The sequence below is a fragment of the Streptomyces sp. NPDC060366 genome (genome assembly GCF_042725135.1).
Taxonomy (GTDB): domain Bacteria; phylum Actinomycetota; class Actinomycetes; order Streptomycetales; family Streptomycetaceae; genus Streptomyces.
Genome location: NZ_JBHXDC010000017.1, coordinates 21,193 through 33,585 on the forward strand (window position 1 = coordinate 21,193; position 12,393 = coordinate 33,585).

At 69.7% G+C, this 12,393-nt stretch carries 8 protein-coding genes; 6 read left to right on the forward strand and 2 right to left on the reverse strand.

Annotated features, from left to right (window positions below; genetic code table 11):
* The first annotated feature begins 20 nt into the window (after positions 1–20).
* Together ACFWHU_RS30615 and ACFWHU_RS30620 are read left to right on the forward strand one after the other, a co-directional pair.
* Entirely contained in the window at positions 21–692 is a 672-nt protein-coding gene (locus ACFWHU_RS30615; protein WP_385804475.1) for an HAD family hydrolase, read from the forward strand.
* 358 nt (positions 693–1,050) lie between these two features.
* A complete protein-coding gene (locus ACFWHU_RS30620; protein ID WP_385804473.1) occupies positions 1,051–6,123 on the forward strand; it encodes an NAD-glutamate dehydrogenase in 5,073 nt (1,690 codons plus the stop codon).
* A gap of 82 nt (positions 6,124–6,205) precedes the next feature.
* Here ACFWHU_RS30620 and ACFWHU_RS30625 read toward each other — a convergent pair whose 3' ends face one another.
* Both ACFWHU_RS30625 and ACFWHU_RS30630 read right to left on the reverse strand, forming a co-directional pair.
* Positions 6,206–6,994 (reverse strand): ABC transporter ATP-binding protein, encoded by a 789-nt coding sequence (locus ACFWHU_RS30625; protein WP_385799694.1) that lies wholly within the window; start codon positions 6,992–6,994, stop codon positions 6,206–6,208.
* Complete coding sequence (locus ACFWHU_RS30630; protein ID WP_387228851.1) at positions 6,987–7,877, reverse strand: ABC transporter permease; 891 nt, start codon at positions 7,875–7,877, stop codon at positions 6,987–6,989. The genes ACFWHU_RS30625 and ACFWHU_RS30630 overlap by 8 nt, the downstream gene beginning before the upstream one ends.
* 197 nt (positions 7,878–8,074) lie before the next feature.
* Between ACFWHU_RS30630 and ACFWHU_RS30635 the strand changes: the two genes are divergently transcribed.
* The 4 genes from ACFWHU_RS30635 (at position 8,075) to ACFWHU_RS30650 (ending at position 12,390) form a co-directional block, all read left to right on the forward strand.
* Entirely contained in the window at positions 8,075–8,704 is a 630-nt protein-coding gene (locus ACFWHU_RS30635) for a TetR/AcrR family transcriptional regulator (RefSeq protein WP_387228853.1), read from the forward strand.
* Positions 8,705–8,983: 279 nt separating this feature from the next.
* Positions 8,984–10,588, forward strand: a complete 1,605-nt coding sequence (locus ACFWHU_RS30640) for a glycosyltransferase family 4 protein (RefSeq protein ID WP_387228755.1) — start codon at positions 8,984–8,986, stop codon at positions 10,586–10,588.
* 126 nt (positions 10,589–10,714) lie between these two features.
* Positions 10,715–11,482 (forward strand): methyltransferase domain-containing protein, encoded by a 768-nt coding sequence (locus ACFWHU_RS30645; protein WP_387228757.1) that lies wholly within the window; start codon positions 10,715–10,717, stop codon positions 11,480–11,482.
* Positions 11,483–11,541: 59 nt separating this feature from the next.
* Positions 11,542–12,390 carry a TylF/MycF/NovP-related O-methyltransferase gene (locus ACFWHU_RS30650; protein WP_385799687.1) on the forward strand — a complete coding sequence of 283 codons (849 nt, stop codon included), beginning with the start codon at positions 11,542–11,544 and terminating at the stop codon, positions 12,388–12,390.
* The last annotated feature ends 3 nt before the right edge of the window (positions 12,391–12,393 follow it).

Consider the following 12,393-nt stretch of genomic DNA (forward strand, 5'->3'; position numbering starts at 1 on the left):
CTGCCGGTAACGTTTCCGGCATGGGGAAGCACGACACACATCTGGTCTGGGACTGGAACGGCACACTGCTCGACGACTTCGAGGCGGTCGTCGGGGCGACCAACGCCGCCTTCGCGGAAATCGGCCTCGAATCGATCACCGCGGAGCGCTATCGGGATGTGTACTGCATGCCGATCCCTGTCTTCTACGAGCGTCTGATGGGCCGCCTCCCCACGGACGCCGAGTGGCTCGTCATGGACGAGACCTTCCATCGGCATTACGTGGAGCGGCGCGTCGGGTGCGGGCTCACCGAGGGCGTCGAGGAGCTGCTGACGCAGTGGGTGCTGGCCGGCCGCAGCCAGTCGCTGCTCAGCATGTACGAGCACGAACAACTGTTGCCCGTGGTGCGGGACTACGGGATCCACCAGCACTTCGTCCGGGTCGACGGGCGGACGGGACCCTCCGGCGGCACGAAGGCCGTGCACATGGAGCGCCATCTGGCCGCGCTCGCCAAGGAAGGCCGGATAGTCCCCGCGCACACGGTGGTGATCGGTGACGCGGTCGACGACGCCCTGGCCGCCGCCCATGTGGGGGCCAAGGCGGTCCTCTACACCGGGGGATCGCACAGCCGTAAGAGCCTGGAGGCGGCGGGAGTTCCCGTCGTGGACAGCCTCGCGGACGCCGTCGATCTCGCGCAGAGCCTCGCGCGCTGACCACCGGTCACCAACAGCCGGTCGCCACTTGTCACTGGCCGGACCGGCAAATTTCTCGCCCTTCTTTTGTACATATGCGGTTCATGACGGGTCCGGGGTGCGGCGAGATAGCCTGGGGCCGTGATCAGTGCGATATGCCGTGGGAGCACCGAAGCTCCCGGCCAGCGCCCGGAGTGCCACAGCGCCCCGGGCCTCGCTGATCCCCACAATCCGGCGTGGCCGTCAAGTTTGGCCAATAACGTCCCGGACATCTCTCATCGCGGCATAGCGTCGACATCGACCGGAGACCCCGCGTCGTGGCGTTGTGTCGCTTCTTTCATCGACGTCACGCAATGGCGCGCGACAGGAGCCAGAGGACATGCAGACCAAGCTGGACGAAGCCAAGGCCGAGCTGCTCGCACGGGCGGCCCGGGTCGCTGAGAACAGCCCAGCCGGGGGGGCTGGGGGTCTGGGGGGCACCTCCCGGAACAACTCGGCCGCGAAGGCGACCGACGACGAGACGTACGACGAGGAGCGACCGGACAACGAGACGCTCCTCGCCTTTCTCCACAAGTACTACCTGCACACCGCCCCGGACGACCTCGCCGACCGCGATCCGGTCGACATCTACGGCGCGGCGCTCTCCCATTACCGGCTGGCCGAGAACCGCCCGCAAGGTACGGCCAACGTGCGTGTCCACACGCCGTCGGTCGAGGAGAACGGCTGGATGTGCACCCACACGGTCGTCGAGGTGGTCACCGACGACATGCCGTTCCTCGTCGACTCGGTCACCAACGAACTCTCCCGGCAGAACCGCGGCATCCACGCCGTCATCCACCCGCAGATCCTGGTGCGCCGCGATATCACCGGCAAGCTCATCGAGGTCCTCCCCGAGGGCCGCGGCGACAGCGCCGAGCGGACCCACGACACCCTGATCGAGTCCTGGATCCACGTCGAGATCGACCGCGAGACCGACCGTGCCGATCTCAAGCAGATCACCGCGGACCTGCTGCGTGTCCTGTCCGACGCCCGCGAGGCCGTCGAGGACTGGGACAAGATGCGCGAGTCCGCGCTGCGCATCGCCGACGAGCTGCCCAGCGAACCGACCGCCGACGACCTGCGTGACCAGGAGGTCGAAGAGGCCCGCGAGCTGCTGCGCTGGCTCGCCGACAACCACTTCACCTTCCTCGGCTACCGCGAGTACGAGCTGACGGGCGACGACGCCCTGACCGCCGTCCCCGGCACCGGCCTCGGCATCCTGCGCTCCGACCCGAAGCACACCGACGACGAGGCCCACCCGGTGAGCCCGTCGTTCAACCGGCTCCCGGCCGACGCGCGCGCCAAGGCCCGCGAGCACAAGCTGCTCATCCTTACGAAGGCCAACAGCCGCTCCACCGTGCACCGCCCGAGCTATCTCGACTACGTCGGCGTGAAGAAGTTCGACGACAAGGGCAACGTCATCGGCGAGCGCCGCTTCCTGGGCCTCTTCTCCTCGGCCGCGTACACCGAGTCCGTACGCCGCGTGCCCGTCGTACGCCGCAAGGTCGCCGAGGTCCTGGAAGGCGCCGGCTTCTCGCCGAACAGCCACGACGGCCGCGACCTGATGCAGATCCTGGAGACGTACCCGCGCGACGAGCTGTTCCAGACACCCGTCGACCAGCTCCGCTCCATCGTCACCAGCGTCCTGTACCTCCAGGAGCGGCGCCGGCTGCGCCTCTACCTCCGCCAGGACGAGTACGGGCGCTACTACTCCGCCCTCATCTACCTGCCGCGCGACCGCTACACCACCGGCGTCCGGCTGCGTCTGATCGACATCCTCAAGGAGGAGCTCGGCGGCACCAACGTCGACTTCACCGCCTGGAACACCGAATCGATTCTCTCCCGGCTCCACTTCGTCGTCCGGGTCCCGCAGGGCACGCAGCTGGCCGGGCTCACCGACGCGGACGTCGACCGCATCGAGGGGCGGCTCGTCGAGGCCGCCCGCTCCTGGGCCGACGGCTTCGGCGAGGCACTCAACGCCGAGCTGGGCGAGGAGCGCGCCGCCGAGCTGCTGCGCCGCTACGGCAACGCCTTCCCCGAGGGCTACAAGGCCGACCACTCGCCGCGCTCCGCCGTCGCCGACCTCGTCCGCGTCGAGGAGCTGAGCCGCGAGGAGAAGGACTTCGCGCTCTCCCTCTACGAGCCCGTCGGCGCCGGTCCCGGCGAGCGCCGCTTCAAGATCTACCGCACGGGCGAGCAGGTCTCCCTCTCCGCCGTCCTGCCGGTGCTCCAGCAGCTCGGCGTCGAGGTCGTGGACGAGCGGCCGTACGAGCTGCGCTGCGCGGACCGCGCCCACGCCTGGATCTACGACTTCGGGCTGCGCATGCCGCGCGGCGAGAACAACCAGGCCAAGGACGACCACCTCGCCGAGGACGCGCGCGAGCGCTTCCAGGACGCCTTCGCGGCCGTCTGGACCGGCGAGGCGGAGAACGACGGCTTCAACTCCCTCGTCCTGCGCGCCGGACTCAACTGGCGCGAGGCGATGGTGCTGCGCGCGTACGCGAAGTATCTGCGCCAGGCCGGGGCGACCTTCAGCCAGGACTACATGGAGGACACCCTCCGTAACAACGTCCACACCACCCGGCTGCTGGTCTCCCTCTTCGAGGCCCGGATGGCGCCCAACCGCCAGCGGGCCGGCACTGAGCTCATCGAAGGGCTCCTCGAGGAGCTGACCGGCGCCCTCGACCAGGTCGCCAGCCTCGACGAGGACCGCATCCTGCGCTCCTTCCTCACCGTCATCAGGGCCACACTCCGGACGAACTTCTTCCAGAGCGCCGACGAGGCGAGGATCAAGAGGGGCCGGAGCGCGGGCAAGTCGCCCGACGGGACGGGCCGCAAGCCCACGGCCGACAAGCACCACAGCTATGTGTCGATGAAGTTCGACCCGCAGGCCATCCCCGATCTGCCCGCGCCCCGCCCGGCGTACGAGATCTGGGTCTACTCGCCACAGGTCGAGGGCGTGCACCTGCGCTTCGGCAAGGTCGCCCGCGGCGGTCTGCGCTGGTCCGACCGGCGCGAGGACTTCCGTACGGAGATCCTGGGCCTGGTCAAGGCACAGATGGTCAAGAACACCGTGATCGTGCCGGTCGGTGCCAAGGGCGGCTTCGTCGCCAAGCAGCTCCCCGACCCGGCCGTGGACCGCGACGCCTGGCTCGCCGAGGGCATCGCCTCCTACCGGACGTTCATCTCGGCGCTCCTCGACATCACCGACAACATGGTGGCCGGCGAGGTCGTGCACCCCGCCGACGTGGTGCGGCACGACGAGGACGACACCTATCTGGTCGTCGCCGCCGACAAGGGCACCGCCAGCTTCTCCGACATCGCCAACGAGGTCGCGATCGCCTACGACTTCTGGCTCGGCGACGCCTTCGCCTCCGGCGGCTCCGCCGGTTACGACCACAAGGGCATGGGCATCACCGCGCGCGGCGCCTGGGAGTCCGTCAAGCGGCACTTCCGCGAGCTGGGCCACGACACCCAGAGCGAGGACTTCACCGTCGCGGGCGTCGGCGACATGTCCGGCGACGTCTTCGGCAACGGCATGCTGCTCTCCGAGCACATCAGGCTGGTCGCCGCCTTCGACCACCGGCACATCTTCATCGACCCGAACCCGGACGCGGCCACCTCGTTCGCCGAGCGCCGCCGCCTCTTCGACCTGCCGCGCAGCTCCTGGGCCGACTACGACAAGTCGCTGCTGTCGCAGGGCGGCGGGATCCACCCCCGCAGCGCCAAGTCGATTCCCGTCAACGCGCACGTGCGCGAGGCGCTGGGGATCGAGGCGGGCGTCGCCAAGCTGACGCCGGCCGATCTGATGCGGGCGATCCTCAAGGCGCCGGTCGACCTCATGTGGAACGGCGGCATCGGTACGTACATCAAGTCGTCCGCCGAGTCGAACGCGGACGTGGGCGACAAGGCCAACGACGCCATCCGGATCAACGGCGAGGACCTGCGGGCCAAGGTCGTCGGCGAGGGCGGCAACCTGGGCGCGACGCAGCTCGGCCGGATCGAGTTCGCCCGGCGCGGGGCGGACGGCCAGGGCGGCAGGATCAACACCGACGCCATCGACAACAGCGCGGGCGTGGACACCTCCGACCACGAGGTGAACATCAAGATCCTGCTCAACGCCCTCGTGACGGAGGGCGACATGACCGTCAAGCAGCGCAACAAGCTGCTGGCGGCCATGACCGACGAGATCGGCACGCTCGTCCTGCGCAACAACTACGCGCAGAACGTGGCCCTCGCCAACGCGGTCCTCCAGGCCCCGTCACTGCTCCACGCCCACCAGCGGTTCATGCGCCGCCTGGAGCGGGACGGCAACCTCGACAGGGAGCTCGAATTCCTGCCGGCCGACCGCCAGATCCGGGAGCTGCTCAACGGGGGCAAGGGGCTCTCCCAGCCCGAGCTCGCCGTCCTGCTCGCGTACACCAAGATCACGGTCGCCGACGAGCTGATCTCCACGGGGCTGCCCGACGACCCGTATCTGCGCAAGCTGCTGTACGCGTACTTCCCCGCGCAGCTCCGCGAGAAGTTCTCGGAGCAGATCGAGGGGCACGCGCTGCGTCGCGAGATCATCACGACGGTGCTGGTCAACGACACCGTGAACGCGGGAGGTTCGACCTTCCTGCACCGGCTGCGCGAGGAGACCGGGGCGTCGATCGAGGAGATCGTACGGGCACAGACGGCCGCCCGGGAGATCTTCGGGCTCGGTGCGGTCTGGGACTCGGTCGAGGCGCTGGACAACAGCGTCGCCGCGGACGTCCAGACCCGGATCCGGCTCCACTCCCGGCGGCTCGTCGAGCGTGGCACGCGCTGGCTGCTCGGCAACCGGCCGCAGCCGGTGGAGATCGCCGGGACGGTCGAGTTCTTCACCGAGGGCGTGGAGCAGGTGTGGCAGCAACTGCCGCGGCTGCTGCGGGGCGCGGACCTGGAGTGGTACCAGAACATCGTGGACGAGCTCACCGCGGTGGGTGTGCCCGATGTGCTGGCGTTGCGGGTCGCCGGATTCTCGGCGGCGTTCCCGACGCTCGACATCGTGCAGATCGCCGACCGTACGGGCAAGGATCCGCTGGACGTCGCCGAGGTGTACTACGACCTCGGTGACCGGCTGCGGATCACCCAGCTGATGGACCGGATCATCGAGCTGCCGAGGGCGGACCGCTGGCAGTCCATGGCGCGCGCGTCGATCCGCGAGGACCTGTACGCGGCGCACGCCGCGCTGGCGTCGGACGTGCTGTCCGTCGGCAACGGCACGTCGAAGCCGGAGGAGCGCTTCAAGGCGTGGGAGCAGAAGAACGCGGCGATTCTCGGGCGTTCACGCACCACGCTGGAGGAGATCCAGAGTTCGGACTCCTTCGACCTGGCGAATCTGTCGGTGGCGATGCGGACGATGCGGACGTTGCTGCGGACGCACGCGTAAGCCTTGTCCCGGCGGGACCTGTCCTCAATCGCCGGGCGGGCTCGACATGAGCCTGCCCGGCGCTTGAGGGCCCCGTCGGGGCTCAGCGTTTGCGTTTCTTCGGGGGGCCGGTGAAATTCTCGTACGCCGCCACGACTTCCGCCGCCGGGCCGTCCATCCGCAGCGTCCCCGACTCCAGCCAGATCGCCCGGTCGCACGTCTCGGTGATCGTCTTGTTGCTGTGGCTGACCAGGAAGACCGTGCCGGCCTCCCCGCGCAGCTCGGCGATGCGCTCCTTGCTGCGCTTCTGGAACCGCGCGTCCCCCGTGGACAGCGCCTCGTCGATCAGCAGCACGTCATGGGTCTTGGCCGCCGCGATGGAGAAGCGGAGCCGGGCGCCCATGCCCGAGGAGTACGTCCGCATCGGCAGGGTGATGAAGTCACCCTTCTCGTTGATCCCGGAGAACTCCACGATGCCCGCGTAACGCTCCTTGACCTGCTCGCGCGTCATGCCCATCGCGAGCCCGCCGAGTATCACGTTGCGCTCACCCGTCAGATCGCTCATCAGCGCCGCGTTTACGCCGAGGAGCGACGGCTGGCCCTGGGTGTAGACCTTGCCCTCGCTCGGCGGCAGCAGCCCGGCGACCGCCTTGAGGAGGGTCGACTTCCCGGAGCCGTTCGAGCCGATGAGCCCGATGGCCTCGCCCTTGTACGCGACGAAGCTCACCCCCCGTACGGCGTGCACCTCGCGCACTCCGGGGGTCTTCCGGCGCGAGACGATCCGGCTGAGCGCCGAGGTGGCGCTGCCTTTGCCGCCCTTGGTGCCGTGCACCTTGTAGGTGATGTGGACGTCGTCCACGACGACGGTCGGAACACGCTCGGTCTCAGCCACGGCCGTACTTCTCCTCAGCCTGCCAGAAGAACAGGAATCCGCCGGCCCCGACGAGCACTGCCCAGCCGGTGGCGACCAGCCAGACGTGGGGCGGGAGTTGACCGGCGGTGAAACTGTCGATGAGCGCGAAGCGCATCAGGTCGATGTAGACGGCCGCCGGGTTGCATTCGAGCGCCAGCCGGACCAGCTCCGGTACGTTCTGGTTCTTGAAGACCGTGTCCAGGCTCCACATCACACCGGACGCGTACATCCAGGTGCGCAGCAGGAACGGCGTCAGCTGCGCGATGTCGGGCGTCGCCGCCGTCAGCCGCGCGAAGATCATCGCGAGCCCGGTGTTGAAGACGGTCTGGAGCACGAGGGCGGGCACGGCCAGCAGCCAGGCGGGCCTCGGGTACTGCTCGAAGACGGCCAGGATCACGGTCAGCGCGCCCAGGGAGAACAGCAGCTGTTGGAGCTGCTGGAGGGCGAACGCGAGCGGCAGCGAGGCGCGCGGGAAGTGCAGGGCGCGGACGAGGCCGAGGTTGCCGGAGATCGCGCGGGTCCCGGCGGTGACGGTGCCGGCGGTGAACGTCCAGATGAAGACGCCGGTGACCAGGAACGGGACGTAGTCCGGCACGCCGTCCCTGGTGTTGAGCAGGACGCCGAAGATGAAGTAGTAGACGGTCGCGTTGAGCAGCGGCGTCATGATCTGCCAGAGCTGGCCGAGCTTGGCCTTGCTGTACTGCGAGGTCAGCCGCGCGGTGGCGAACGTGGTGACGAAGTGGCGGCGGGAGTGCAGTCCGCGCAGATACGCGAGGAGCGGGGGGCGGGCCGCGCTCTCGGTCAGACCGTGCCGGGCGGCGAGCGCGCGCAGGTCCGGGTTCGGGTCCAGGTCCTGCGGCACGGGTCTCGGCCGGGCGGGGGGTGCGGTCGTCTGGCTCACAGGGGTCGCTTTCGACGAGGGACATCGAACGGAGGCGAGCGGAGAGGGTGGGGGTGGGGTGTGGTCTGGCGACGGAACGGGACCGTTTCGTCGTAACGAAGAGGTTAGAACGGAAGTACGTCGCAACGCAACCGTTTCGTCGTGACGTGCGTGACGCTATGCTCGGCGCCATGCCCACGGACCCCCGCCTCTCACGCCGCGCCCCAGCGGGAGCCGCCGTGCTCCGTGAGGACGTGACCGACGCCATCCGCTCAGCCGTCTTCGAGGAACTCGCCGCCGTCGGGTTCGCCCGGATGTCCATCGAGGGCATCGCGCGGCGGGCGGGCGTCGGCAAGACCGCCGTCTACCGGCGCTGGAAGTCCAAGCTGGCGCTGGTGCTCGACCTGGTCTCCGCCGTCGCGGCGCAGGGGCTGCCCGTGCCCGCGACCGGTTCGCTGTACGGGGACGTACGCGCCCTGCTGGAGGTGGCGTCGCACGCACTGCGCCACCCGCTGGCGTCCCGGGTGATCCCCGATCTGCTGGTGGAGGCCGCTCGGCACCCGGAGATCTCCGAGGCGATCAAGGCGGCGCTGCTGGACGGGCGCCAGGGCATCGCGGCGGTGGTCGTACGCGAGGCGGTGGCCCGTGGCGAGCTGCCCGAAGGTACCGATCCCGATCGGGCGCTGGACCTCATCGCGGGGCCGTTGTACTGGCGGTTGGTGGTTGTCCGGGGTGATTTGCCTGCGGGGTATCTGGACGATCTTGCGGCGGTGGCGGTGGATGCGATGACGGGTGGGCGCGCCGGCTGATACCGGGGCCGGGGTTCTCTGTCCTCAAGCGCCGGACGGGCTGAAAGCGTGCCCTCAATCGCCGGACGGGCTTTGAGAGCCCTCAATCGCCGGGCGGGCTGAAAGTGCGCCCGCAGGTGCCGGGCGGGGTTGAGAGCTCGCAGGCGGCGGGAGGGTGGGGACGCCGTATGGGTGACATGAGGGGGGTCTCCGTAGCCCTGGTGGATGAATCTTCGTTTCACGTGTGGGGGAGACCAGGGCAGGTCCCTCCGTGCAGACGAGCCGAAGGACGGGTGCCCCATGAGTGTCGCTTCCACATCGGATTCCGGGCGGCACCCAAGACGCGGCCGGGGCCGGGTCGTCATGCTCGTCGACAACGCCGTCAACGGTGACTCCCGCGTCCAGAAGGCCGCCCGCTCCATGGCCGACGCCGGGTGGGACGTGGTGCTGCTCGGGCAGTCGCCGGACCGCGACCGGCACCGCTGGACCATCGGCGCCGCCGAGGTCCGGCTGGTCCCCGTCGTGATGACCCTCGCCAAACGCCGCAGGGACTACCGCAGAGTCGTGATCCCCCGTCTCTTCGCCTACCGGCGCGGCGGCATCGCGCAGCACCGCAGGCAGTGGGTCAAGGCATGGCGCGCCGATCTGCTGGCCCGCAGGTCCGCCGAGGGCCGGCGGTTCCTGATCCGGCGTACGGCGGCGCGGATCCTCTCCCGCTGGGTCGGTTTCCGGCACCGTCAGCTCGCCCTGGTCGAGGGCAGACGCAACCCCGACTCGATGACGGAGCGGTTCCGTACGGCCATGTGGCGCGCCCTGCTCGGCGACCGCTGCTGGCGCAGGCTCGAGCCGTATCTGTGGGACTACGAGTTCGCCTTCGGCCCCGTCGTCGACGCGCTCGAACCCGATCTCATCCACGCCAACGACTTCCGGATGATCGGCGTCGGCGCCCGCGCCGTGCACCGCGCGCGGGGCCGGGGCCGGAGCGTGCGGCTGGTCTGGGACGCGCACGAGTACCTGCCCGGCATCAAGCCCCGTGCCGGCTACCGGCGCTGGATGCCCGCGCATGTCGCGCACGAGCGGGAGTACGGGCGTTGCGCGGACGCGGTCGTCACCGTCTCCCGGAGCCTGGCCGAACTGCTGCACAAGGAGCACCGGCTGCCCCGGCTGCCCGCCGTCGTGCTCAACGCCCCCGGCGGCGGCCCGCCCGCCGACCGGGCCGGTGAACCCGTCCCGGATCTGCGGGAGTTGTGCGGCATCGACACCGATACGCCGCTGCTCGTCTACAGCGGCGCCCTCGCCCCGCAGCGCGGACTCGCCACGCTCATCGAGGCGCTGCCCCAACTGCCGGGCGCCCACGCCGCTCTCGTCGTGCCCGCACCCGACGGGTGGGTCGTACGCAAGGTGCTCGACCACGCCGCCGACCTCGGTGTCGCCGACCGCGTCCACCCGCTGCCGTACGTCCCGCACTGGCAGATCGTGCCGTTCCTGGCCACCGCCGACATCGGCGTCATCCCGATCCACCACTGGCCGAACCATGAACTCGCCCTGATCACCAAGTTCATGGAGTACGCGCACGCCCGGCTGCCCATCGTCGTCAGCGACGTGCGCACCATGGCGGCACAGGTGCGCGAGACCGGCCAGGGCGAGGTGTTCCGCGCCGAGGACACGGCGGACTTCGTACGGGCCGCGCGCGCCGTGCTCGGCGATCCGGCCGCCTACCGCAAGGCGTACGACCGTCCCGGCCTGCTGGAGCGGTGGACCTGGGAGACACAGGCCGACATCCTCGACGGCGTCTACGGAAGGCTGTTGGCGGCCCCGGCGGAGGTGACCGCCGTCGCGACGGTCCCCCAGGAGAAGCGCGACGAGACCGAGCCGGGTGATCCGGCCGGCGCCACCGCGACCTGACCGGGGGCGCGCGTGATCACGTGACCATACGGCCGTACGGGCGTTGATGTCCTCGAACGTCGGGAGACGTCACCGGCGTCGGGGGAGCGCCGCACCCCAACGAGCCGGATTGGAAAGTGAGTCACCGTGCACAGGTCCGCGTACGAGCAGATGGAACTCTGCGTGAAGGAGTACATGCCCGAGTCGGGCCGTCACCGGGTGGTCGACCTGGGCTCGCGCATCTCGCCCAAGCAGTCCCTCACCCACCGCAGTCTGCTCGACGGGCGCGACATCGACTACATCGGCGTCGATGTGCTCGACGGTCCCAACGTCGACATCGTGATGCGCAGGCCGTACCGGATTCCGGTGCGGTCCAGGACCGCCGACTTCGTGATCTCGGGCCAGGCGTTCGAGCACATCCCGTTCTTCTGGGCGTCGATGATGGAGATCGCCCGCGTCCTGCGCCCCGGCGGCCTGGCCTTCGTGACCGCGCCCTCGCGCGGTCATGTGCACGACGCGCAGGACTGCTGGCGGTACTACCCGGACGGATTCAGAGCCATGGCCGCGTTCTCCGGGCTCGAACTGGCCGAGGGCTACACGGACTTCCCGCCGATGAAGGGAATCCGCTTCGACTACGCCGCCATCGACGGCAAGCGCGCCTACTGGGGCGACTCGGTGGGCGTGTTCCGCAGGCCGCGCAGGCCCAGGCGGCGGCTGTGGGAGTACGCGGTACGGGAACTGACCGTCCGCTACGCCAACCGCGTCGGCGGCGTCGAGGGCATCCCGCTGCCCGAGCCCGTCGCGGGACGCGACCGCTGCGGCCGAGGAGCGCCCGTCGTGCCCGCTCCGAGCCCGGAGGCACAGCCCGGAGCCGTACAGCCCGTAACGGCCGAGAAGCACACTAAAGAGGCATAACCAGAGGTGAGTTGACGAAAGGTGACATCGGCTGAGTTCTCCGCGTACCGTCCGTCGGCATGGCATGGCGAAACGCAGTGAACGGCGCACTCGAAAAGCTCACCGGATATCAGCTCCGGCGGATCCCGGTCCCCGCCCCGCGGTCGGCGACGCCCGCGCCCCCCGTCGTACCGGCGCCCGCCCCGCAGGCCGCGGAACCGGCGCCCAAGCCCAAGCCGAAACCGAAGCCGGCGGCGCTGCCCGCCGACTACGACGACGAGGCGAAGGAGATCATCCGGGCGGTCAAGCCGTTCACGATGACCTCCCCGGAGCGGCTCAACGCCTTCATCCTCGCCACCCGCCATGTCGTACGGCACAACATCCCCGGCGACATCGTCGAGTGCGGGGTCTGGCGCGGCGGCTCGATGCAGGCCTGCGCGAAGACACTGCTCGCGCTCGGCGAGACCGACCGCGGACTGCACCTCTTCGACACCTTCGAGGGCATGCCGCCGCCCACCGCCGAGGACCTGCGGCGCGACGGCAGGTCCGCCGAGGACCTGCTCGCGGCGCAGGGCAAGGACCGGCCGATCTGGGCCGTCGCCTCGCTGGACGACGTACAGGCCGGCTTCGAGAACGTGCCGTACCCCGGCGAGCGGGTGCACTACGTGCAGGGGCTGGTCGAGGACACCGTGCCGCAGCAGGCGCCCGAGCAGATCTCCATCCTGCGCCTGGACACCGACTGGTACGCCTCCACCAAGCACGAACTGGAGTTTCTCTACCCCCGGCTGGTGAGCGGCGGAGTGCTGCTCATCGACGACTACGGCTACTGGCAGGGCTCCCGCCAGGCCGTGGACGAGTTCCTGGAGAAGACGGGCGAACGGCTGCTCATGCTGCGCATGGACGAGGGCCGGATCGCGGTCAAGCCCTGAATC

Excerpts from the sequence above, each read along its gene's own strand:
- ACFWHU_RS30635 (WP_387228853.1), top strand. The coding sequence starts at position 8,075 with ATGCTCGGCGCCATGCCCACGGACCCCCGCCTCTCACGCCGCGCCCCA.
- ACFWHU_RS30640 (WP_387228755.1), top strand. The coding sequence starts at position 8,984 with ATGAGTGTCGCTTCCACATCGGATTCCGGGCGGCACCCAAGACGCGGC.
- ACFWHU_RS30615 (WP_385804475.1), top strand. The coding sequence starts at position 21 with ATGGGGAAGCACGACACACATCTGGTCTGGGACTGGAACGGCACACTG.
- ACFWHU_RS30650 (WP_385799687.1), top strand. The coding sequence starts at position 11,542 with ATGGCATGGCGAAACGCAGTGAACGGCGCACTCGAAAAGCTCACCGGA.
- ACFWHU_RS30620 (WP_385804473.1), top strand. The coding sequence starts at position 1,051 with ATGCAGACCAAGCTGGACGAAGCCAAGGCCGAGCTGCTCGCACGGGCG.